The following is a 23,057-nucleotide window of genomic DNA, read 5'->3' on the forward strand; positions in this document are numbered from 1 at the left end:
GCAATAGCGCGGTGGTCCCACCTGACCCCATGCCGAACTCAGAAGTGAAACGCCGTAGCGCCGATGGTAGTGTGGGGTCTCCCCATGCGAGAGTAGGACACTGCCAGGCATCAAATAAAGCCGAAAGCCCTGAACTGACGTTCAGGGCTTTTTGCTATGCGTAAAACGTAAAAAAGCGCAGCTACGCTGCGCCTTTCAACCACTCGACAATAAAATCGGCGATGCTTTCCGGCTGATTGAGATCCAACGGCTTAGCCGTGATGGATAGCGGTCGGTCGCTGGCTACCGCCACGACAAACTGATCCAGCATGTCTTCTAGCGGCCTACCGATCTCGGCCCGATAAAGCAGGATCTTGCTGACCGGCTCATGTTTGAACCCTTCCACCAGAATCAAGTCGACCTTATCGGCATCAAAACGCTCTGCCAGGTAGCGTAGATCCAAAGGTTGTTGCTCCGGCGTTTCGGTCATCAATGCCCAGCGGCGATCGCTGGCGACCAACGTTTGGTCGGCACCCGCTTTGCGCAGCTCATAGCTGTCTTTACCCGGTGTATCCACATCCATATCGTGGTGCGTATGCTTTATCAGCCCAACCCGCACCTGGCGCTGTTTCAGCAGCGGGATCAGCTGTTTGAGCAAGGTGGTTTTTCCCGTTCCGCTATAGGCACCGATGGCCAGCAAAGGGGGCAATGAACGATTCATTACTTTAGCTCTCGTGCTTGCTGCCAATTCCGACAGTCTTCCGGCGTATTCAGGTTATGAAATGCCGCTTGTTGTCCGCAGAACGCCACGCGTTGTGCCCCAATTTGATGCAGGAACAGCATCAGCTTGCGTTCACCTCGGGCCAGATAGTCAGCCAGCTGCGGTGCTATTTGGCTATGCAATAACGCCAGCGTAGGGTGATCTCGTTCACCATCGCTGGCAAAGGCCGCCTGCGCCGCGCCTTTTTGCCGCCAGAGTTGTGCGACTAAGTCGGCGGGAAAGTCGGGGACATCACAGGGGACAAAGACCACCCATTCGCTGTGAGCCTGTGTGAGCCCGGCGAGCATCCCGGCCAACGGCCCGGCGAAGTCGGGCGTCAGATCGCCAATCACCGGCAAACCGCTCGCCTGGTAACGTGCCTGATTGCGATTGGCGCTGATGGCGACGGAGGCCACCTGCGGGCGTAACCGAGCCAATACGTGTTGATAGAGTGCGATCCCGCCAATCGACACTAGGCCTTTGTCTTCACCGCCCATGCGCGTGGCCCGTCCGCCGGCCAAAATGACGCCGCTGATTTCTTTATGCATCTCGTTTATCCCGCCTTGTCGATGCGCTGATTGTAGCGCTAAAGCCCGCGCGACATCAGGATTTACCTTTATTGACAAGCCGGTTCTTTCACTGCGTGGGTAAGCCTGTTACTTTGTGAGTTTATTCATGCTATTGGACGATATTGAGATGAAAACGCATCGCGTAAACGAGTTGATCGAGCTGTTGCACCCGGCCTGGCAGGAAGATCCCGATCTCAATTTGATGCAGTTTTTGCAAAAGCTGGCGAAGGAAGCGGGCTTCCAGGGCGAGTTGTCCGAATTGAGCGATGATATTCTTATTTACCACCTGAAAATGCGCGGTAGCGCCGGCACGGATCAGATCCCGGGTCTGAAGAAAGATTACGAAGAAGATTTTAAAACGGCGCTGTTGCGCGCTCGCGGCGTTATCAAGGACTGATCCTCGTGCGGTGCGAGAAAGCATAGCGCGTGAAATGCGCCATTAATGCTACTATTTCTCATTCCCGGCACCATGCTGTCAGCGATCAAACGAACGTTATGAATAACTCTGCTTTTAATTTCGACACCCTGTCGCCCGATTTGATTATGGACGCGCTAGAAGGGATTGGCCTGCGCGTTGATTCCGGCCTGACGGCGCTGAACAGCTATGAGAACCGCGTCTATCAGTTTATGGACGAAGATCGCCGACGCTACGTGGTGAAGTTTTACCGTCCGGAGCGCTGGAGTGCCGCACAAATCGGTGAGGAACATCAGTTCGCTCTGGATCTGGCCGGCGCGGAGATCCCGGCGGTGGCGCCGCTGGCGCTGCAAGGCACTACGCTGCATATGCACGGCGGTTTTTTCTTTACGCTGTTCCCCAGCGTGGGGGGTCGGCAATATGAGATAGACAATCTGGATCAGTTGGAATGGGTAGGCCGTTTTCTGGGGCGTATCCATCAGGTCGGCAGTGAGCGTTTGTTTGCTGAGCGGCCGACCATGGGGATTGAAGAGTATCTTATTGCCCCGCGTCAGGCGCTGGCCGATTGCGAGCTGTTGCCGGCAGCGCAGCGTGAAGCGTTCCTGCAGGCGACGGATAACCTGATTGCGGCGATCAAGCCGCACTGGCATCTGAACTGGCAGCCGCGTCGTTTGCACGGCGATTGCCATCCGGGCAATATTCTGTGGCGCGACGGCCCGCTGTTTGTCGATCTTGATGACGCGCGCAACGGCCCGGCGGTGCAGGATTTGTGGATGCTGCTGCACGGTGAACGTCGCGATCAACTGATGCAGCTGGATGTCTTGCTGGAGGCGTACGGCGAATTTGCCGAGTTCGATCAGCGCGAGCTGGCGTTGATTGAACCCCTGCGGGCGATGCGTATGGTGTATTACCTGGCCTGGGTCGCTCGCCGTTGGCAGGATCCGGCCTTCCCTAAGAGTTTTCCGTGGATGGCGGAGTCTGATTTCTGGTTGTCTCAGACTGCGGCCTTCACCGAACAGGTTAAGCTGTTGCAGGAGCCTCCTCTGCAGCTGACGCCAATGTATTGAAGCTTTAACACAATGGAGAGTTTAGTCTTATGAAAAAAATATGGTTGGCGCTCGTTGGCATGGTGATGGCATTCAGTGCCTCGGCGGCACAGTTTAGCGATGGCACTCAGTATGTGACCTTGGACAAGCCGGTGACCGGCGAGCCGCAGGTACTGGAGTTCTTCTCCTTCTACTGCCCGCACTGCTACCAATTTGAGCAGGTCTATCACGTGTCCGAAAACGTGAAAAAGGCGCTGCCTGCCGGCACCAAAATGACCAAGTACCACGTGGAGTTCCTGGGGCCACTGGGCAAACAGCTGACTCAGGCGTGGGCGGTGGCGATGGCGCTGGGCGTGGAAGATAAAGTAAGCCCGCTGATGTTTGAAGCGGTGCAGAAAACCCAGACCGTGCAAACGCCGGACGATATCCGTAACGTCTTCGTAAAAGCGGGCGTGACCGCCGCAGATTATGACGCAGCTTGGAACAGCTTCGTGGTGAAATCTCTGGTGGTTCAACAGGAGAAAGCCGCGGAAGATCTGCAGCTGCGCGGCGTGCCGGCGGTATTTGTGAACGGCAAATACATGGTTAAAAACGATGGCCTGGATACCAGCTCGATGGACGCTTACGTGAAGCAGTTCGCCGACGTGGTTAAATTCCTCAGCCAGCAGAAATAAGCCTGATTCAACATGAAAAACGCCGGCATTGCCGGCGTTTTTTTTATCCATATTGCCGCTTCAATTTATCCAGCAACCGGTCTTTTTCCTGCCACAGCGTATTCAGCCATAGCTGGAAGCGCCGCTTGAACAGCTTGTCGTTGAAGTAGTCCCCGTGCAGGGTTTCATCGATCGGCAACGTCTCAATTCTTACTACGATACGCGTCAGACGACCGCACAGCATGTCCAGAAAAGGCCGTTGGTTATTTTCCGGATAGAGCAGGGTAACGTTCAACACTTTGTCGAACTGATTGCCCAGCGCGCTAAGGGTAAACGCGATGCCGGCGGCTTTGGGCGCCAGCAAATTGCGGTAGGGTGAATTGCTTTTAATTTTCTTGGCTTCGGTGAAGCGCGAACCTTCGACGAAATTGACGATGGTGGTTGGGCGCTGGCGGAATTTTTCGCAGGAACGGCGCGTCGTTTCGATATCCTTGCCGCGTTTCTCCGGGTGCTTGAGCAAATAGGCACGGGAGTAACGTTTCATGAATGGCATATCCAGCGCCCAGCAGGCCAGGCCGACGAAAGGTACCCAGGCGAGCTGTTGCTTGAGGAAATACTTATTCATTGGAATATGATTTCTGAACAGCACGCACAACACGACAATGTCTGACCAACTTTCGTGATTGCTGATCAGCAGATACCAGTTTTTACGATCCAGCCCTTCCAGCCCTTCAATATCCCAACGCAATTGCCCGTTAATACGCAATAACAGCGCCAGCCCCTGACACCAACACCACATCATGAAATCGGCGAAAGCCGAGATATATCGCCAGACGGCGGGAATGGGCACCAGGAGTTTCACGATGCCGGCCAACGTGATGGGGATGGAACACAACACCGTCACCAGAATGGTGAGTATGACGGAAATGATAAAGATAACAGGCGTTAACAATCTTGGCATGGTTATGGGCTGACGGTTGTTGGGAACATCGTTGCATGCCAAAGCGCATGAACAAAAGCCTATTTTAACAGAGATCGTCGGGGTAAAGCGCCGCTAAAAATCACTGTTTTTCGTCTCATCGGATAACCATTTGCTGAGTTTTCGTGCAACTTTCCCAGCTTGTGCTAGGGTAATTGAGGCGCCGAATTTGATTAATAGTGCGATTAAAATCCGGCGAAAGTTATATCCACAAATTCAATAAAAGCCAGTAATAAAGCGTCGCCGGAATTCGTTCTTTTAACGCGGTGATTTAAATAGGAATTTTATTCGCCGTTATAACGATAATCACAGCGTTATAATTCGGTCTCTTTTCTATGCACAAAGTTATCCACAGGTAAGATCTTGCGGATCCTCGCGCACCATCACATCATTTTCGTCCGCAATGCACGCTAAGGTTCGTCTCCGGCGGCCAGCTATGGCATGCTTACCCCTATGTCCGATCACGATAAAGAAACGCTATGGCCCAGATTGCAGAAAACCCACTAATCCTGGTTGACGGTTCCTCCTACCTCTACCGCGCTTATCACGCCTTCCCGCCGCTGACCAACTCGGCGGGCGAGCCAACCGGCGCGATGTATGGCGTGCTGAATATGCTGCGCAGCCTGCTGCTGCAGTATCAACCGAGCCACGTTGCCGTGGTGTTTGATGCTAAAGGGAAGACCTTCCGCGACGATCTGTTCGCTGAATACAAGTCACACCGGCCACCGATGCCGGACGATTTGCGTGCGCAGATCGAGCCGCTGCACAGCATGGTCAAGGCGATGGGCCTGCCGCTGCTGGTGACGCCCGGCGTTGAGGCGGACGACGTCATCGGTACGCTGGCGCTGGAGGCCGAAAAGGCCGGCCACGCGGTGCTGATCAGCACCGGCGACAAAGACATGGCGCAGTTGGTGACGCCGAACGTCACCCTGATCAATACCATGAACAACACGATCCTCGGCCCGCAGGAAGTGTGCGATAAATATGGTATTCCGCCGGAGCTGATCATCGACTTCCTGGCGTTGATGGGCGATTCATCGGACAACATTCCCGGCGTGCCGGGCGTGGGCGAGAAAACCGCCCAGGCGTTGCTGCAGGGGATCGGCGGGCTGGATGCGCTGTACGGCAATCTGGAGAATATCGCCACGCTGAGCTTCCGCGGCGCCAAAACCATGGCGGCCAAGCTGGAACAGAACAAAGAGGTCGCGTATCTCTCCTATAAGCTGGCGACGATCAAAACCGACGTCGAGTTGGATCTGACCTGTGCGGACCTGACGGTCTCCGCGCCGGATGTCGACACGTTGCAACAGCTGTTCAAACAGTACGAGTTCAAACGCTGGCTGGCGGACGTGGAGGCCGGCGTCTGGCTGGAAAACAAGAAAGGCGCGGGCGCGAAAGCTGCCGGCGCCGCCAAATCGGCCATCGCTGCGGAAACGCCGAAAGCGCTGGCGGAGGCCAAGCTGTCTCAGGACGGTTATGTCACCATCCTGGACGAAACGACCTTTACCGACTGGCTGGCGCGGCTGAAAAAGGCCGACGTATTTGCCTTCGATACCGAAACCGATGGCCTGGATACGCTGACCGCCAACCTGATCGGCCTGTCCTTCGCGATCGCGCCGGGTGAAGCGGCTTATTTGCCGGTGGCACACGATTATCTGGATGCACCGCCACAGCTGGATCGCACCTACGTGCTGGAAGCGCTCAAGCCGCTGCTGGAGGACGAGAAGGCGCTCAAGGTCGGGCAAAACCTGAAGTTCGACATGAGCCTGCTGGCGCGCTACGGCATCGAGATGCGCGGTATCGCCTATGACACCATGTTGGAGTCCTATGTGCTGGACAGCGTCGGTGGCCGTCATGATATGGACAGCCTGGCCGATCGTTATCTGGGCCACAAAACCATCACCTTCGAAGAGATCGCCGGCAAGGGTAAAAACCAGCTGACGTTCAACCAGATCGCGCTGGAGCAGGCGGCGCCTTACGCCGCCGAAGACGCGGATGTCACGCTGCAGCTGCACCTGGCGATGTGGCCGCAGCTGAAACAGAGCGCGGAGCTGCTGACGGTATTCAATGAGATTGAAATGCCGCTGCTGCCGGTGCTGTCGCATATCGAACGCACCGGGGTGCTGATCGATCCGGCCATTTTGTCGGCCCACTCTCAGGAGCTGGCCAAGCGTTTGGCGGAACTGGAGGTGCAGGCCCATGAGCTGGCGGAAGAGCCGTTCAACCTGGCGTCGACCAAGCAGCTGCAGGCTATCTTGTACGAAAAACAAAAGCTGCCGGTGCTGAAGAAAACCCCGGGCGGGGCGCCGTCCACCAACGAAGAGGTGCTGGCCGAGCTGGCGCTCGACTACCCGCTGCCGAAGGTGATCCTGGAATACCGCGGCCTGGCGAAGCTGAAGACCACCTATACCGACAAGCTGCCGCTGATGATCAATCCGGTCAGCGGCCGGGTACATACCTCGTACCATCAGGCGGTGACCGCTACCGGCCGTCTCTCCTCGAGCGATCCGAACCTGCAGAACATCCCGGTGCGTAACGATGAAGGGCGACGCATTCGCCAGGCCTTTATCGCGCCGGAAGGCTACCGCATCGTCGCGGCCGACTACTCGCAAATCGAGCTGCGCATCATGGCGCATTTGTCACAGGATGAAGGGCTGCTGAAGGCCTTCGCCGAAGGGAAAGACATTCACCGCGCCACGGCGTCGGAAGTTTTCGGCGTGCCGTTGGATAAAGTGACCGGCGAGCAGCGCCGCAGCGCCAAGGCGATTAACTTCGGCCTGATTTACGGTATGAGCGCCTTCGGCCTGGCGCGTCAGCTGGGGATCCCGCGTGGGGAAGCTCAGCGCTATATGGATCTCTACTTCGAGCGTTACCCAGGCGTGCTGGACTACATGGAGCGTACCCGCCAGCAGGCCTCAGAACAGGGCTATGTCAGCACGTTGGATGGTCGCCGTCTGTACCTGCCGGACGTCCGCTCCAGCAATGGCATGCGCCGCAAGGCGGCCGAGCGCGCCGCTATCAACGCCCCGATGCAGGGCACGGCAGCTGATATCATCAAGCGTGCGATGATTGAGGTCGACGCCTGGCTGCAAGGGCAGGAGAAGCCGTTGGTGCGCGCAATCATGCAGGTGCACGATGAATTGGTGTTTGAGGTGCACGAGTCGGTGCTCGAAGAAGCCAGCCAACGTATCCGCCAATTGATGGAAGGCAGTATGACCCTGGCGGTGCCGCTGAAGGTTGACGTGGGCGTCGGCATGAACTGGGATGAGGCGCACTGATCGTCGGGTTATCGCCGGATGCGCTAACTGGCGATAACCTAAGCACTTTTCGTAATTAAGCTACAAGATTCGGCGATAGTTTCCCCAACTTCGCCGTTCTTGCGCCGCAAATTGTGTAAGTAAACTACAAAAAATTCTTTTGCCCTGCGAAAAAATGATGTAGAGTTACAGGCGTAGGGTACAGAGGTAAGATGTTCTATCTTTCAGACCTTTTACTTCACGTAATCGGATTTGGCTGAATATTTAGCCGCCCCAGTCAGTATTGACTGGGGCGTTTTTTATTGTAAAAACAGCAGCAAACCATACGTTTTTCCTATCGCTCCGCACCGCTTTTCGTTCCTGCTTCCATCCTTTCGACTCGCGTAATCCGGCGAGATAAGCCAGCCCTGGCGATAAGTTTTTATGATGGCTTTATTTCAAAACTGTAATTAGATAACAAAAAATTTCGTCTGCGGCCGTTCGACGGGGATAAAAAAGCCGATGCGGTGAGGCATCGGCTCTGGCGTTAGGCCTGGGCTTATTCGCCGGTTTCGTCTTCCGGCAGCACTTCCGGCGGGATCTCGTTAAACCAGGTGTCCAGCTTCTGGCGCAGTTTGTCGACGCCGATCTTTTTCAGCGATGAGAAGGCTTCGACCTGGATATCCCCCATAAACGGCAGCACCGCTTCACGCACCATGTTGAGCTGCGCCTTGCGTGCGCCGGAGGCCAGCTTGTCGGCCTTGGTCAGCAGCACCAGCACCGGCGTGCCGACGTCGACCGCCCACTGGATCATTTGCTGGTCGAGATCTTTCAGCGGATGGCGAATATCCATCAGCACCACCAGGCCTTTCAGGCTGTTGCGCATCTGCAGATATTCGCCCAGCGCGCGCTGCCATTTGCGCTTCATCTCTTCCGGCACTTCGGCGTAGCCATAGCCCGGCAGGTCGACCAGGCGGATGCCGTCTTCCACTTCGAACAGGTTGATCAGCTGGGTGCGCCCCGGCGTTTTACTGGTGCGCGCCAGGCTTTTTTGGTTGGTCAGCGTATTCAGCGCGCTGGATTTACCGGCGTTGGAACGGCCGGCAAAGGCGACTTCAATTCCTGCATCCCCCGGCAGATGGCGAATATCGGGTGCGCTGGTGACGAAATGGGTCACATGATAGTTGTAGTTCTTGCTGGTCAAAATTTTTCGTCTCCGTGAGGATGGCTAACTGGTTGGCGATTATAACTGCATCAGCGGTAAAAATGGCGTGTTTCTCCGTTTTTAAGCGGCGGGGCGCGATAAAACGGCAGTTATGCCGCGCGTGCGTTGTGAGACATTTGCCATTCGAATCGCGGGTAATGTCGCTTTATTCGAAAGTGATATTTTTGTTTTTGTTTTAAAAACAAAGCGTTGTTTTTTCGTTGTAGGGAAATGTCGTTCAAATTGGCGTCAGGTGCCTTGAGCCTTCGCAACAATAACGTAAAGTAGTCGTTAACGCAGGGTTGCGCAGGATTAGGGAACATCCGGGAAGGATGACAAATCTCAGGGAATGCACAGGGCGTGCAATGAGTGCCAGGATGAACGCAAAAGGAAGTGACCCTTTCGCACCGGAACAGGCGGCAGGCACATCGGATGGTGAAGTATCGGCAGTTTGGATGCCCGCAGGAAGCGCGCTCGGGAAGAGCGGATGCGAATGGATTGCGCCATGGACGATTTTCCTTTCAGGATGAAGGACGTAGTGGCAGGGAATGCGGTTATAGCAGAAGGAAAAACCGGGATGTTGCATGTACGCAAGGAGCGCGTAACAGGAATACCCTTCGCAAGAAGGTGCGAAATAGGCGGCAGGTTTAACCTGCCGCCTTTTTTCTTTGTCCGCTTTCTGCTAGATTCCGCCGCAATTCTATACTGAATCTACATACCTAAGAGCACACGCTATGAACCAGCCATCAAAAGCACCTCGCGGCAGCGCGGCGAAGTCAAAAACGAAAAAGAAAAGCCGTATGGAGCTCGATCAGGAAGCGCGTGAGCGCAAACGCTTGAAAAAGCGCCGCGGCCTCGCTTCCGGTTCGCGCACCCAGGTCGAGTCCGGCAGCCAGAAGAACAAATCGGCGGCAGAAGCCAAAGATCCACGTATCGGCAGTAAAGTGCCGGTTGCGCTGGTGGTCGACGAAACCAAAGTGAAGGCCAAACCGCAGCCGAAGCCGAAGGCCGAAGCGAAACCACGCCTGTCGCCGGAAGAAGAGTTGGCGAAGCTGGAAAATGACGAGCGCCTGAACGCGCTGCTGGATCGCATCGACGACGGCGAAACGCTGAACGCGGAAGAGCAGACCTATGTCGACAAAACGCTGGATCGCATCGATGTGCTGATGGACGTGTTGGGTATCGAACTGGGTGAAGACGACGACGAAGAAGAAGAGAAGCAGGAAGATATTCTGAAGCTGCTGAAAGGCGGCAACCCGAAAGACGCATTTTAACGCGCCATGTGGCTAATCCCGACAATAGCCCTACTCTTGATGTGTTATCTGCTGTGGTTATTCGGTAAACTATGGCGGCTGTCTAAGCGCAAAGCGCGTTTTCGCAGCGCTTCCGTGGCCAGACAGCGCAGACAACCGCCTCTCTCCCGGCCCGGTAGAAAAAGATATCGGAAGGAGTGAGCATGTCAGAGCAGACGATTGTCTGGGATTTGGCCCTGATCCAAAAATATAACTATTCAGGGCCGCGTTATACCTCATACCCCACGGCGCTGGAGTTTAACCAGAGCTACGACGAAGCGGCGTTTCAACGCGCCGCTGCGCGTTACCCTGAGCGGCCGCTGTCGCTGTACGTGCATATCCCTTTCTGCCATAAGCTGTGCTACTTCTGCGGCTGCAACAAACTGGTGACGCGCCAGACGCACAAGGCCGACGAATACCTGAACGTTTTGGCGCAAGAGATCGCCAGCCGTGCGCCGCTGTTCGCCGGCCGTAAAGTCGGCCAGATGCACTGGGGCGGCGGTACGCCGACCTACCTGGATAAAGCGCAAATCAGCCGGCTGGTGGCGTTGCTGCGCGAACACTTTGATTTCCTGCCCGATGCGGAGATGTCGATCGAGGTCGATCCGCGCGAGATAGAGCTGGATGTGCTCGATCATTTACGCGCAGAAAGCTTTAACCGTCTGAGCATGGGGGTGCAGGATTTCAACAAGCAGGTGCAGCAGCTGGTCAATCGCGAGCAGGACGAAGCCTTTATCTTCGCCCTGATTGAGCGGGCCAAAGCGCTGGGCTTCCGCTCAACCAATATCGATCTGATCTACGGCCTGCCGAAACAGACGCCGGAAAGCTTCGCTTTCACGCTGCAGCGGGTGGCTGAGCTGAATCCCGATCGCCTCAGCGTGTTCAACTACGCGCATATGCCGAATTTGTTCGCCGCCCAGCGCAAAATCAAAGACGCCGATCTGCCGGGCGCGCAGCAGAAGCTGGATATCCTGCAGCAGAGCATCGCTTTCCTGACCGACGCCGGCTATCAGTTCATCGGCATGGATCACTTTGCGCGCCCGGACGACGAGCTGGCAATCGCCCAACGCGAAGGCAAGCTGCACCGCAATTTCCAGGGCTACACCACCCAGGGCGACAGCGATCTGCTGGGGCTGGGCGTGTCGGCCATCAGCATGCTCGGCGACAGCTATGCGCAGAACCAGAAAGAGCTGAAGCATTACTATGACAGCGTGCAGGCGCAGGGCAACGCGCTGTGGCGCGGGCTGGCGCTGACGGACGACGATTGCCTGCGGCGCGATCTGATCAAAACCCTGATCTGCAACTTCCGGTTGGCGTATCAGCCGCTCGAACGGCAATACGGCATCGACTTCACCGCTTACTTCGCCGAAGACCTGCAGCTGCTGGCGCCGTTTGAACGCGATGGTCTGGTGGAGCGCGACGAGCAGGGCATCCGCGTCACGCCGCGCGGGCGCTTGCTGATCCGCAATATCTGTATGTGCTTCGATCGTTATCTGCGGCAACAGGCGCGCAGTCAGCAGTTCTCTCGAGTGATCTGAGGATGAAAAAACAGCCGCTGATGCGGCTGTTTTTTTAACTGAAGAAGTTAATCAGCGCGGCGCACAACACCGCGGCGACCGCCGCCTGCGGGGTGTGGCTGGCGGCAGAGCCCAGCTCCGCGCCCTGAGAAATGAACACGATGAATGAGTCCAGCATCGTCAACCTCCAGAGTGTGCGACACAATCATACTGCGCCCGCTCCGGCTGTAAAGCCTGAGGTTGGCGTTTTTTTGTGCGCCGGACTGCGTTTTTCATCATCCACCCACGCTCCTATTCCATGCCCAGCTCTTTGAGCTTGCGGGTCAGGGTATTGCGCCCCCAGCCCAGCAGGCGCGCGGCTTCCTGTTTGTGCCCCTGGGTGTGGCGCAGGGCGGTGGTGAGCAGCGTACGCTCCATCTCCGGCTGCGCTTCCGACAGCAGGTTTTGATGACCGGAACGCAGCGCGCGATCGGCCCACTGAGCCAGCAGCGTGGCCCAGCTGTCCGGCAGGCTGTGGCTGGGGCTCTCCGGCGCGGCGGTTTCGAACAGTTCGCTCGGCAGATCCTGAATCAGCACCTCTTGCCCGGCGGCCATCACCGTCAGCCAGCGGCAGGTATTCTCCAGCTGGCGCACGTTGCCCGGCCAGGGCAGGCGGGTCAGCGCGGTTTCGGTTTCCGGATGCAGGTTCTTGGCCTCGACGCCTAACTCTTTGGCGGCGATCTGCAGGAAGTGGCGCGCCAGCCGCGGGATGTCTTCCCGGCGCTCGCGCAGCGGCGGCAGGTGTACGCGGATCACGTTCAGGCGATGGAACAGGTCTTCGCGGAACTTGCCTTCCTGTACCCGCAGCTCCAGGTTTTGGTGCGTGGCGGCGATGATGCGCACGTCGACCTTCACCGGCGCATAGCCGCCGACCCGGTAGAACTGGCCGTCCGCCAGCACCCGCAGCAGGCGCGTTTGCACGTCGAGCGGCATATCGCCGATCTCGTCGAGGAACAGCGTGCCGCCGTCGGCCTGTTCAAAGCGCCCCTGACGAATTTGGTTCGCGCCGGTGAAGGCGCCTTTCTCGTGGCCAAACAGCTCCGACTCGATCAGGTCTTTGGGGATGGCTGCCATGTTCAGGGCGATGAACGGCGACTTGGCGCGCGGGCTGTGGCGGTGCAGCGCATGCGCCACCAGCTCCTTGCCGGTGCCGGATTCGCCGTTGATCAGCACGCTGATCGACGAACGCGAGAGCCGGCCGATGATGCGAAATACGTCCTGCATCGCCGGCGCTTCGCCGATGATGTCCGCCGCCGGATCGCTGGCCGGCTGGCTGCGCACCGGCTGCTGCTGCTCCTGATAATGGCTGATGGCGCGCTCGACCAGCGCCACTGCTTCGTCGATGTCGAACGGCTTCGGCAGGTAGTCGAAGGCCCCTTGCTGATAGGCGCTGACGGCGGCGTCCAAATCCGAATGCGCGGTCATGATAATCACCGGCAGCATCGGATGGCGCTGTTTGATCTGTTTGAGCAGCGCCAGACCGTCTATACCCGGCATGCGGATATCGGATAGCAGCACGTCGGGGGTTTGCGTGGCCAAGGCTTCCAGCACGTCATTGCCGCCTTCGAAGGTGGCGCAGCTCAGGCCCGCGCCGGTGAGCGCGCGCTCAAGCACCCAGCGGATGGAGCTATCGTCATCGACGATCCAGACTATCCCTCGTTGCATAGCAAACCTCACTGACGAATGGGCAGGTAGACCGAGAATTCGGTATGACCTGGCCAACTGTTGAATTCAATTTTTCCGCAATGCTGATCGATCAGATTGCGGGCGATGGATAATCCCAGGCCGGTACCGCCTTCACGGCCGCTGACCATCGGGTAGAACAGCGTGTCCTGCAGCTGCGCCGGCACGCCGGGGCCGTCGTCTTCGACGTCGATACGTGCCGCCAGGCGGTAGCGGGTGCCGTGCAACGTAATCTGAAACGCGGTGCGGGTGCGCAGCGTGATGGTGCCGCCCGCCTCGCCCAGCGCCTGCAGCGCATTGCGGGTGATGTTCAGCAGCACCTGTTCTATCTGATCCGGGTCATGAGCCATTTCCGGCAGACTCGGATCGTAGTCGCGCACCAGCGTGACGTTATCCGGCATTTCCAGGGACACCAGTTGGCAGACGCGCTCCGCGACCTGATGAATGCTCTGGGTAATATGCTGGCCGGGCCGCTGCGGCCCGAGCAGACGATCCACCAGATTACGCAGCCGATCGGCCTGCTCAATGATCACCTTGGTGTATTCGGTCAGCGCCGGATCGGGCAGCGCTTTGGCCAGCAGCTGCGCTGCGCCGCGCAGGCCGCCCAGCGGGTTTTTAATTTCGTGCGCCAAACCGCGCACCAGATCGCGGGCTGCCACCTGTTGGGCATGTTGCAGCTGTTCCTGGCTCAGGCGGCGCTGATTGTCCATCGGCGCCAGCTCGACCAGGATATAGCCTTCCGGCAGCGCCTGAGCGGTCAGGGAAAGGATATGCGCGCGGCCGTCGACCACCAGGGTCACTTCGTTGTCCGTGAAGCCCTGCCCGGCGCGCAGGCTTTCACGCATCAGAGAGACGTTCAGCGAAAAATAACCGAGCAAATCGGGCAGCGGCGTGCCGAACAGCTTGCGGGAGCTTTGCGCCAGCAGCTGCTGTGCCGCCGGGTTGGCGTAGTGAACCGCCAGAGAGTCATCCAACAGCAGGATGCTGTTGATGAGTGAATTGAGGATCTGCCCAGCATCGGGCAGCTTGCCAGTTGCCATACAGCAGACTCCTGCACCTTTTTAGTGCATCTATCCTACTCCATCCGGGATCGGCGCGGTATGGAATAGTTTTGCAGAAAATACGGTGGAGAAAAAAACCCATCCGAAGATGGGCTGAAAGTTTCCACGGCAACAAAAAAGCGATAACAAAAATATGGGCGCCGTCCGCCTGCGCAGACGGCGCGGGTAGGGCTTAGACGCTGTAGTACAGTTCGAACTCAACCGGGTGTGGCGTCATACGAACGCGGTCCATCTCTTCTTTGCGCAGTTCGATGTAGGCATCGATCGCATCGTCGGTGAACACGCCGCCGCGGGTCAGGAACTCGCGGTCTTCGTTCAGTGCGGCCATCGCCTCGTCCAGCGAGCCGGCCACTTTTGGGATCTCGGCTTCTTCTTCCGGCGGCAGGTCGTACAGGTTTTTGTCCATGGCGTCGCCAGGGTGGATCTTGTTGATGATGCCGTCCAGGCCGGCCATCAGCAGTGCGGCGAAGCACAGGTATGGGTTAGCCGCCGGATCCGGGAAGCGGGCTTCGATGCGGCGCGCTTTCGGGCTGGCGACCACCGGGATACGGATGGACGCGGAGCGGTTACGGGCGGAGTAGGCCAGCATCACCGGCGCTTCGTAGCCCGGTACCAGACGCTTGTACGAGTTGGTGGTCGGGTTGGCCAGCGCGTTGATCGCCTTGGCGTGCTTGATGATGCCGCCGATGTAGAACAGCGCGGTTTCAGACAGGCCGCCGTATTTGTCGCCGGCGAACAGGTTGGTGCCGTTCTTGGACAGCGACATGTGGCAGTGCATGCCGGAACCGTTGTCGCCGAACATAGGCTTCGGCATGAAGGTCGCGGTTTTACCGAAGGCGTGCGCCACGTTATGCACTACGTATTTGTAGATCTGAATTTCGTCGGCTTTCTTGGTCATGGTGTTGAAGCGGGTTGCCACTTCGTTCTGACCGGCGGTCGCCACTTCGTGGTGGTGCGCTTCAACCACCAGGCCCATCTCTTCCATGGTCAAACACATGGTGGAACGCAGATCCTGCGAAGAGTCGACCGGTGGAACCGGGAAGTAACCGCCTTTCACCGCCGGACGGTGGCCTTTGTTGCCGCCGTCGTATTGGGTGCCGGAGTTCCAGGCGCCTTCGATGTCGTCGATAGCCACGTGGGAACCGCGGATGCTGCTGCCGAAGCGAATGTCGTCGAACAGGAAGAATTCAGGCTCTGGCCCGAACAGGACGGTGTCCGCGATGCCAGAGGAGCGCAGGAAGTCTTCGGCGCGTTTGGAGATGGAGCGCGGGTCGCGATCGTAGCCTTGCATGGTGCCCGGCTCGAGAATGTCGCAGCGAATGATCAGCGTAGGTTCTTCGAAGAACGGATCCAGAACCGCCGTGCTGGCGTCCGGCATCAGCACCATGTCAGATTCGTTGATGCCCTTCCAACCACCGATAGAGGAGCCGTCAAACATTTTGCCTTCTTCGAAGAAGTCGGCGTTTACCTGATGAGCCGGGATAGTCACGTGCTGTTCCTTACCCTTGGTGTCAGTGAAACGCAGGTCTACGAATTTCACTTCATGCTCATTCAGCATCGTCAAAACGTGTTCAGCGGACATACTTAACTCTCCCGGTTTATCATTGTCGTCGTCGTGGAACGAATCTGTGGAACTGGCTTTTTTTCGCCTTGAAAAGACTAAAGCGAAAAGCGTGCCAACTTTTTAAAAAGGCGTTCATCGCCTTTCTGCGCGGGTTTTACCCAGCCACAGTATGCACCATCAGCGATAAATTGCACTGTTATGGTGCAATCGGGGTGGGCGTGGGCACTGAAATGGTGCAAAAGTGCAACGATTGCGGCTTTTTGCACCGTGAAAGGGATCACAAACTGACCGGTACGCGGTTGTTTATAAGAGATGGTTGTGATCTTGTTTAGTCCCTCGCTTAATACGTGTACAATAGCGCGCTATTTCTAATGCCCGAGGCAAAGCTGTGATCGAAAATTTGCGTAACATCGCCATTATTGCCCACGTTGACCATGGTAAAACCACCCTGGTTGACAAGCTGCTGCAACAATCCGGTACTTTCGGAGAGCGTGCGGAAGCGACCGAACGCGTAATGGACTCCAACGATTTGGAGAAAGAGCGTGGGATTACCATCCTCGCAAAAAACACCGCCATTAATTGGAATGGTTACCGTATCAACATCGTGGATACCCCAGGACACGCCGACTTCGGCGGTGAGGTAGAGCGCGTGATGTCGATGGTTGACTCGGTGCTGCTGGTTGTGGATGCAATGGATGGCCCTATGCCGCAAACCCGCTTCGTGACCAAGAAGGCCTTCGCCAACGGTCTGAAGCCGATCGTGGTCATCAACAAGGTTGACCGCCCTGGCGCGCGCCCTGACTGGGTTGTGGATCAGGTGTTCGACCTGTTCGTGAACCTCGACGCGACTGACGAGCAGCTCGACTTCCCGATCATCTACGCTTCTGCGCTGAACGGCATCGCCGGCGTCGACCACACCGACATGGCGGAAGACATGACCCCGCTGTATCAGGCGATCGTCGACCACGTGTCTGCGCCGCAGGTTGAGCTGGAAGCGCCATTCCAGATGCAGATCTCCCAGTTGGACTACAACAACTACCTGGGCGTTATCGGCATCGGCCGCATCAAGCGCGGTAAAGTGAAGCCGAACCAGCAGGTCACCATCATCGACAGCGAAGGTAAAACTCGCAACGGTAAAGTGGGTAAAGTGCTGGGTCACCTGGGTCTGGAGCGTATCGACAGCACCCTGGCGGAAGCGGGCGATATCATCGCCATCACCGGCCTGGGCGAGCTGAACATCTCTGACACCATCTGCGACACCAATGCCGTAGAAGCGCTGCCGGCGCTGTCCGTCGACGAACCGACCGTCACCATGTTCTTCAACGTCAACACCTCGCCGTTCTGCGGTAAAGAAGGTAAGTACGTGACGTCGCGTCAGATCCTTGACCGTCTGAACAAAGAGCTGGTGCACAACGTAGCGCTGCGCGTTGAAGAAACCGACGATGCGGACGCCTTCCGCGTCTCCGGCCGTGGTGAACTGCACCTGTCGGTGCTGATCGAAAACATGCGCCGTGAAGGTTTCGAGCTGGCGGTTTCCCGTCCGAAAGTTATCTTCCGCGAAATCGATGGCCGCAAGCAGGAGCCATTCGAGAACGTAACGCTGGATATCGAAGAGCAGCATCAGGGTTCCGTGATGCAGGCGATGGGTGAGCGTAAAGCTGACCTGAAAAACATGGATCCGGACGGTAAGGGCCGCGTGCGTCTCGACTACGTGATACCAAGCCGCGGTCTGATCGGCTTCCGTAACGAATTCATGACCATGACTTCGGGCACCGGTCTGCTGTACTCCACTTTCAGCCACTACGACGACGTGCGTCCGGGCGAAGTGGGCCAGCGTCAGAACGGCGTGCTGATCTCCAACGGCCAGGGCAAAGCGGTCGCGTTCGCGCTGTTCGGCCTGCAGGATCGCGGCAAGCTGTTCCTGGGCCACGGTGCGGAAGTGTATGAAGGCCAGATCATCGGTATTCACTCACGCTCTAACGACCTGACCGTAAACTGCCTGACCGGTAAGAAGCTGACCAACATGCGTGCTTCCGGTACTGACGAAGCGACTACCCTGGTTCCGGCCATCAAAATGACCCTGGAGCAAGCTCTGGAGTTCATCGATGACGATGAACTGGTAGAAGTGACGCCAACCTCGATCCGTATCCGTAAGCGTCACCTGACGGAAAACGATCGTAAGCGCGCCAGCCGCGGTCCTAAAGACGCTTAATCGCTGATTGAGTGTCCTATGCTTAGGGCGCGGTTCTCGCGCCCTGAGTTTTTTCCTCTGTTGTTCCCCGTTTGTGCGGCGCGCTATGCGCTTTTCCGTTCGTTCCCTGTTCAGCTGTTCCTTTTCCCGCTACAGTGAAATCTCACCGGCCCATAGGAGAGGACTATGCTGTATATCTTTGATTTAGGTAATGTGATCGTCGATATCGATTTCAAGCGTGTGCTGGGTGTGTGGAGCAATTTGAGCGGCACGCCGTTGGCGGTGCTGTCCGATCGTTTCGCCATGGGTGAGGTGTTCCAGCAGCATGAGCGCGGTGAAATCAGCGACGAAGACTTCGCCGGCAAGCTGTGCGATGAAATGGGCATCGCGCTCAGCTTTGAACAGTTCGCCACCGGTTGGCAGGCGGTATTCGTCGCGCTGCGTCCGGAGGTGATCGACATCATGCAGCGTCTGCGCAACGAAGGCCACCGGGTGGTGGTGCTGTCGAACACCAACCGCCTGCATTGCAACTATTGGCCGCAGCACTACCCTGAAGTGGCCGCCGCCGCCGATCATCTCTATTTGTCGCAAGATCTCGGCATGCGCAAACCGGAAGCCAACATCTACCAGCATGTGCTGGCTGCGGAAAACACCGCTGCCGCCGACGCGGTGTTTTTCGACGATCACCCGGCGAACGTCCTCGCCGCGCAGGCGCTGGGGATCAAGACGGTGCACGTCACCGATCGCGACGTGGTGCCGGCCTATTTTGCTCAATGAGCGCAGAGCGCGTTAAGCTTAAGGCGTATCAACGGACATCAAGGAGTGACCATGTCGTTTTTCCGCCGCAAGAAGCTGCCCTCTGCAATTAAGCCTGGCGTCACCTTCGGACGGCTGCTGTACCAGCGCATCGACCACGATGGCCTGACGATGTTGGCGGGCCATCTCGCCTATGTTTCCCTGCTGTCGCTGGTGCCGCTGGTCACCGTGGTGTTCGCCCTGTTCGCGGCTTTCCCGATGTTTTCCGACATCAGCGAGCAGCTGAAGAGCTTTATCTTTTCCAATTTCGTGCCGGCCGCCGGCAACGTGATCCAGAACTACCTGGAACAGTTCGTCGCCAATTCCAACAAGATGACCGCCGTCGGCACCTGTGGGCTGATCGTCACCGCGCTGTTGCTGATTTCCTCGGTGGACAGCGTGCTGAACACCATCTGGCGCAGCAAGAACAAGCGGCCGATCGTCTTCTCCTTCGCCGTGTACTGGATGGTGCTGACGCTGGGGCCGCTGCTGGTGGGCGCCAGTATGGCCATCAGCTCTTACTTGCTGTCGCTCAACTGGTTGGCGCAGACCGGCGTCAATGGCCTGGTGGATCAGGTACTGCGCATCTTCCCGCTGATTTTGTCGTGCATCTCCTTCTGGCTGCTGTATTGCATCGTGCCGACGGTGCGCGTGCCGCCCAAAGACGCGCTGATTGGCGCGGTGGTGGCTGGATTGCTGTTCGAGCTGGGCAAGAAGGGATTTGCGCTGTACGTCACCATGTTCCCCTCCTATCAGCTGATTTACGGCGTGCTGGCGGTGATCCCGATTTTATTCCTGTGGGTCTATTGGAGCTGGTGTATCGTGTTACTCGGCGCGGAAATTACCGTGACCATCGGTGAATACCGCGACTACCGCCGTCAGAAGGCGGAGCAACAGGAACAAAAACCAGAAGGGCAGCAGGAATGATTGCGTTGATTCAACGGGTGTTAAACGCCAGCGTCACGGTGGGTGGCGAGACGGTAGGCAAGATTGGCCCCGGTTTGTTAGTGTTATTGGGCGTGGAGCAGGGCGATAACGAGCAAAAAGCGCAGCGCCTGTGCGAACGTGTGTTGGGATACCGCATTTTCGGCGACGAGAACGACAAGATGAATCTCAACGTCCAGCAGGCCGGGGGCAGCGTGCTGGTCGTTTCGCAGTTCACCCTGGCGGCGGACACCCAGAAGGGCATGCGGCCCAGCTTCTCGCGCGGCGCCGCGCCGCAGGAAGCCGATCGGTTGTATCAATATTTTGTTGGCCAATGCCGCGAACGCGGCGTAGAGACCCAGACCGGCGAGTTCGCCGCCGACATGCAGGTGGCGCTGGTCAACGATGGTCCGGTGACATTCTGGCTACAGGTCTAAGCATTCGGAGAACAGGCGTCTATGTATCACCTACGAGTACCCGTAACAGAGCAAGAACTGAAGGAATATTACCAGTTTCGCTGGGAAATGCTGCGCAAGCCGTTGCACCAGCCGGTGGGTTCGGAAAAGGATGCCTATGACGCCATGGCCCATCACCAAATGGTGGTGGACGAGGCCGGTAAAATCGTCGCCATCGGGCGGCTGTATATCAATGCCGACAACGAGGCGGCGATCCGTTTTCTAGCGGTAGACCCGACGTTGCAGGATAAAGGGTTGGGAACGCTGGTGGCGATAACGCTGGAGTCCGTTGCGCGGCAGGAAGGCGTGAAGCGGGTCGTGTGTAGCGCCCGCGAGGACGCGGTGGATTTCTTCGCCAAGCTGGGCTTCGTCAATCAGGGCGAGATCACCGCACCGCAGACCACCCCGATCCGCCACTTTTTGATGATCAAACCGGTGGCGACGCTCGACGATATCCTGCATCGCCCCGACTGGTGCGGCCAATTGCAGCAGGCCTGGTATGAACACATTCCGCTGAGCGAAAAGATGGGCGTGCGCATCAGCCAATACACCGGCCAGCGCTTCGTCACCACCATGCCGGAGATCGGCAACCAGAATCCGCACCACACGCTGTTCGCCGGCAGCCTGTTCTCGCTGGCGACGCTGACCGCCTGGGGGCTGATTTGGCTGCTGCTGCGCGAGCGCCATCTCGGCGGCACCATCATTCTGGCGGACGCGCACATTCGCTACAGCAAACCGATTACCGGCAGGCCGCGTGCGGTGGCGGATCTGGGCTCGCTGAGCGGCGATTTGGCGCGTCTGGCGCGCGGCCGCCGCGCGCGCGTGCACGCCGAAGTGCATCTGTTCGGCGACGAGGATAAGGGCGCGGTATTCGAAGGCACCTACATGGTGTTGCCGGCTGAGCCGGATGTGCCGCTGGATCAGGGTGGCTCTGAAGCGCTGGCAGAGTAGGGTGGCGGCCCTGCCCTGAGGGCGGGCCGCGCAGTGCATTACGGCAGTTGTTGGTTCACCGCTTGGCCGTCGCCGGCGGTGGCCTGCAGATTGCCTTTCAATGAGGCCTTGAACGGCCCGTCGCTGTTCAGCAGCCCTTTCAACTGCAGCTCAAGGTTGCCGTCTCCCGTCAGCGGCACCGGCTGCCATCCCCATTGCTGCAAGGTGTTGATCGGTACCGAACGGCCGTGCAGCGTCAGCTGGAACGGCTTGCCCGGCAGCTGATCGACGGTCGCTTTGGCCTCAAGCAACCCATTGGGCATAAAGGCGCTGAGCTCGGTGACGGCGATCTGGTTGGCGTCGGCGTTCAGCGCCAGCGAAGGGCGCCGCACGTCGATTTTGTTGAAGGTGGCCTCGCTGCCGTTCAGGTTTAGCGAACCGGACCAAATGCCCCACTGGTGGTCGCGCGCCAGCAGCAGGTTGCTGCCGTAACCGTCCAGCGCGGTGATCTGGAACGGGAATGCCGGGTTGATATCGATAATCAGATTGCGGTTGGTGGTCAGCTTGGTGACGTACACCTCCGCCAGCCAGTCCGGCAGCGGTTTCAGCCACAGCTCGCGCCAGTCGATAGGCAGGGTGTACTCCAGCGCCGCCATGGCCACTTCATCCAGCTGCAGGCGTTTACCGGCGCGCAGCCAGTTGCCGGAGGTGCGCAGCAGCCCGCCTTCCCAGCGGGTGGTGAACTGCTGAATGGCGATGCCGGCGGAAGAGAGCCTCAGGGTGGCGATCGGATCGATCAGGTGGAAACCGCCGTTGATCACGTCGCCGGCGTTGACGTTGAGCGAGCCGTCTTCACTGCGCCAGTCGCCTTTTTCGACGCTGACGTTTTGCAGCGACAGGTCGAGATCGTTAACCGCCCACGCCTTGCCTTCCAGGCGCGCATCGATCAGATCGAAACGCTTGAGGGTGACCGGCGGCAGAGCGGTGAAGCGCCGCATGAATTCCGCCAACGTCATCGGGGTCTGCATGCGCACGCCGCTCAGCCGCAGGCGATCCACCTGCCAGCTGCCGTCGGTGGCGCGGCTGGCCACGCCGGTCAGGTCGCCCTGCGCCAGATCGGCGCCGAAGTTGTTCAACAGCAACTGGCCCTGTTTTTGCTCCCCCTGCACTAACACCTTCGAGGCGGGGATGCCGTTCAGCGTCATCGAACCGGCGCTGAACTGGAACTGGTTGTTGTCCCCCAGCAGATGGCCGGCCAGCGGGCGCCACGGCGTGATGCCGGCATTGACCTGCTGCGCGTTGAGCTGCCACTCGCTATCGTTGGACTGCAGCGCCATGTTGCTCAACTGCAGCACGTCGGCCTGTACGGGCAGCGCAGCAGCCTGTGGCTGCACGTTTAGCGTGCCGTCGCGCAGCGTGACGCTGTAAAAATAGCGCGGTTCGGTGATTTGGCGCAGGCTGAGGCCGAGATCGACGCGTTTGGCGACCAGCGCCTGAGGTTGGCCGCTGCGCGCCAGCTGCACGTCTTCCAGACCGATCTGGCCCGGCTGATGCCACGAGTGGGTGATTTTTCCTATCGACAGGCGGTATTCGCTGTTGTCGCTGATCCAGGCGCTCAGACGGCCTGCCGCCCAGCGGGTTTGCCCCACCAGATACAGCACCACCACCGCCAGCACGATCAGCAGTAGCAACGTCAGCAACAGCTTTCCGATAAATTTCATCGTCTACATCCGCATCGGTCAAAAAAGATACCCTGTTTATGCCG

21 protein-coding genes and 1 rRNA gene are annotated in these 23,057 nt (G+C 58.1%); 13 read left to right on the forward strand and 9 right to left on the reverse strand.

The window, feature by feature from the left end:
- Positions 1-109 (forward strand): 5S ribosomal RNA (rrf, locus tag ACJ8IL_RS23410); the annotation flags it as partial.
- A 72-nt stretch (positions 110-181) separates the two neighbouring features.
- Here rrf and mobB read toward each other — a convergent pair.
- Positions 182-700, reverse strand: a complete 519-nt coding sequence (gene mobB / locus ACJ8IL_RS23415; protein WP_025304725.1) for a molybdopterin-guanine dinucleotide biosynthesis protein MobB — start codon at positions 698-700, stop codon at positions 182-184.
- Positions 700-1,287, reverse strand: a complete 588-nt coding sequence (mobA, locus tag ACJ8IL_RS23420; protein WP_025304724.1) for a molybdenum cofactor guanylyltransferase MobA — start codon at positions 1,285-1,287, stop codon at positions 700-702. Before mobA ends, mobB begins: the two co-directional genes overlap by 1 nt.
- A gap of 148 nt (positions 1,288-1,435) precedes the next feature.
- On the opposite strand from mobA, the gene ACJ8IL_RS23425 reads away from it, so the two are divergent.
- From ACJ8IL_RS23425 to dsbA, 3 genes are all read left to right on the forward strand, one after another.
- Complete coding sequence (locus ACJ8IL_RS23425; protein ID WP_004931268.1) at positions 1,436-1,705, forward strand: YihD family protein; 270 nt, start codon at positions 1,436-1,438, stop codon at positions 1,703-1,705.
- A gap of 98 nt (positions 1,706-1,803) precedes the next feature.
- The gene (locus ACJ8IL_RS23430; RefSeq protein ID WP_025304722.1) at positions 1,804-2,790 is read left to right on the forward strand and encodes a serine/threonine protein kinase; all 987 of its coding nucleotides are present in this window, start codon (positions 1,804-1,806) and stop codon (positions 2,788-2,790) included.
- Between the two features lie 29 nt (positions 2,791-2,819).
- Positions 2,820-3,443, forward strand: a complete 624-nt coding sequence (gene dsbA, locus ACJ8IL_RS23435; RefSeq protein ID WP_025304721.1) for a thiol:disulfide interchange protein DsbA — start codon at positions 2,820-2,822, stop codon at positions 3,441-3,443.
- A gap of 43 nt (positions 3,444-3,486) precedes the next feature.
- On the opposite strand, the gene ACJ8IL_RS23440 is transcribed toward dsbA, so the two are convergent.
- Positions 3,487-4,383, reverse strand: coding sequence for an acyltransferase (locus ACJ8IL_RS23440; protein ID WP_025304720.1), 897 nt, complete (start codon positions 4,381-4,383; stop codon positions 3,487-3,489).
- 497 nt (positions 4,384-4,880) lie between these two features.
- On the opposite strand from ACJ8IL_RS23440, the gene polA reads away from it, so the two are divergent.
- A complete protein-coding gene (polA, locus tag ACJ8IL_RS23445; protein WP_038630023.1) occupies positions 4,881-7,679 on the forward strand; it encodes a DNA polymerase I in 2,799 nt (932 codons plus the stop codon).
- Between the two features lie 191 nt (positions 7,680-7,870).
- The gene (locus ACJ8IL_RS23450; RefSeq protein WP_071892919.1) at positions 7,871-7,918 is read left to right on the forward strand and encodes a spot 42 RNA, inhibition of DNA synthesis; all 48 of its coding nucleotides are present in this window, start codon (positions 7,871-7,873) and stop codon (positions 7,916-7,918) included.
- A gap of 278 nt (positions 7,919-8,196) precedes the next feature.
- On the opposite strand, the gene yihA is transcribed toward ACJ8IL_RS23450, so the two are convergent.
- On the reverse strand, positions 8,197-8,841 hold the full coding sequence (gene yihA / locus ACJ8IL_RS23455) for a ribosome biogenesis GTP-binding protein YihA/YsxC (protein ID WP_025304719.1): 645 nt from the start codon (positions 8,839-8,841) through the stop codon (positions 8,197-8,199).
- Between the two features lie 734 nt (positions 8,842-9,575).
- Here yihA and yihI point away from each other — a divergent pair.
- Both yihI and hemN read left to right on the forward strand, forming a co-directional pair.
- A complete protein-coding gene (gene yihI, locus ACJ8IL_RS23460; protein WP_072008264.1) occupies positions 9,576-10,115 on the forward strand; it encodes a Der GTPase-activating protein YihI in 540 nt (179 codons plus the stop codon).
- 182 nt (positions 10,116-10,297) lie between these two features.
- A complete protein-coding gene (gene hemN, locus ACJ8IL_RS23465) occupies positions 10,298-11,671 on the forward strand; it encodes an oxygen-independent coproporphyrinogen III oxidase (protein WP_060435243.1) in 1,374 nt (457 codons plus the stop codon).
- A 34-nt stretch (positions 11,672-11,705) separates the two neighbouring features.
- Here the strand turns inward: hemN and ACJ8IL_RS23470 are convergent, their stop codons facing one another.
- The 4 genes from ACJ8IL_RS23470 to glnA all read right to left on the reverse strand — a co-directional run bounded on the left by ACJ8IL_RS23470 (position 11,706) and on the right by glnA (position 16,015).
- The gene (locus ACJ8IL_RS23470; RefSeq protein WP_015379453.1) at positions 11,706-11,828 is read right to left on the reverse strand and encodes a YshB family small membrane protein; all 123 of its coding nucleotides are present in this window, start codon (positions 11,826-11,828) and stop codon (positions 11,706-11,708) included.
- 113 nt (positions 11,829-11,941) lie between these two features.
- Positions 11,942-13,354 carry a nitrogen regulation protein NR(I) gene (gene glnG / locus ACJ8IL_RS23475; RefSeq protein ID WP_025304716.1) on the reverse strand — a complete coding sequence of 471 codons (1,413 nt, stop codon included), beginning with the start codon at positions 13,352-13,354 and terminating at the stop codon, positions 11,942-11,944.
- 8 nt (positions 13,355-13,362) lie between these two features.
- Positions 13,363-14,412, reverse strand: coding sequence for a nitrogen regulation protein NR(II) (gene glnL / locus ACJ8IL_RS23480; RefSeq protein ID WP_004931246.1), 1,050 nt, complete (start codon positions 14,410-14,412; stop codon positions 13,363-13,365).
- A 193-nt stretch (positions 14,413-14,605) separates the two neighbouring features.
- Entirely contained in the window at positions 14,606-16,015 is a 1,410-nt protein-coding gene (gene glnA / locus ACJ8IL_RS23485; RefSeq protein ID WP_033645173.1) for a glutamate--ammonia ligase, read from the reverse strand.
- Positions 16,016-16,385: 370 nt separating this feature from the next.
- Here glnA and typA point away from each other — a divergent pair, with 370 nt between their 5' ends.
- From typA to fabY, 5 genes are all read left to right on the forward strand, one after another.
- Positions 16,386-18,209 carry a ribosome-dependent GTPase TypA gene (typA, locus tag ACJ8IL_RS23490; protein ID WP_004931243.1) on the forward strand — a complete coding sequence of 608 codons (1,824 nt, stop codon included), beginning with the start codon at positions 16,386-16,388 and terminating at the stop codon, positions 18,207-18,209.
- A 165-nt stretch (positions 18,210-18,374) separates the two neighbouring features.
- Positions 18,375-18,965 carry a glucose-1-phosphatase gene (yihX, locus tag ACJ8IL_RS23495; RefSeq protein WP_063991285.1) on the forward strand — a complete coding sequence of 197 codons (591 nt, stop codon included), beginning with the start codon at positions 18,375-18,377 and terminating at the stop codon, positions 18,963-18,965.
- 51 nt (positions 18,966-19,016) lie between these two features.
- Positions 19,017-19,910 carry a virulence factor BrkB family protein gene (locus ACJ8IL_RS23500; protein WP_049201866.1) on the forward strand — a complete coding sequence of 298 codons (894 nt, stop codon included), beginning with the start codon at positions 19,017-19,019 and terminating at the stop codon, positions 19,908-19,910.
- Positions 19,907-20,344 carry a D-aminoacyl-tRNA deacylase gene (dtd, locus tag ACJ8IL_RS23505; RefSeq protein ID WP_025304712.1) on the forward strand — a complete coding sequence of 146 codons (438 nt, stop codon included), beginning with the start codon at positions 19,907-19,909 and terminating at the stop codon, positions 20,342-20,344. Before ACJ8IL_RS23500 ends, dtd begins: the two co-directional genes overlap by 4 nt.
- Before the next feature lie 21 nt (positions 20,345-20,365).
- Complete coding sequence (gene fabY / locus ACJ8IL_RS23510; protein WP_406903610.1) at positions 20,366-21,313, forward strand: fatty acid biosynthesis protein FabY; 948 nt, start codon at positions 20,366-20,368, stop codon at positions 21,311-21,313.
- A 38-nt stretch (positions 21,314-21,351) separates the two neighbouring features.
- Here the strand turns inward: fabY and ACJ8IL_RS23515 are convergent, their stop codons facing one another.
- Positions 21,352-23,013, reverse strand: coding sequence for an AsmA family protein (locus ACJ8IL_RS23515; RefSeq protein ID WP_442516880.1), 1,662 nt, complete (start codon positions 23,011-23,013; stop codon positions 21,352-21,354).
- Positions 23,014-23,057 lie beyond the last annotated feature (44 nt).

The sequence above is a fragment of the Serratia sp. CY47444 genome, from assembly GCF_052168635.1.
GTDB classification, from domain to species: Bacteria; Pseudomonadota; Gammaproteobacteria; order Enterobacterales; family Enterobacteriaceae; genus Serratia; species Serratia bockelmannii.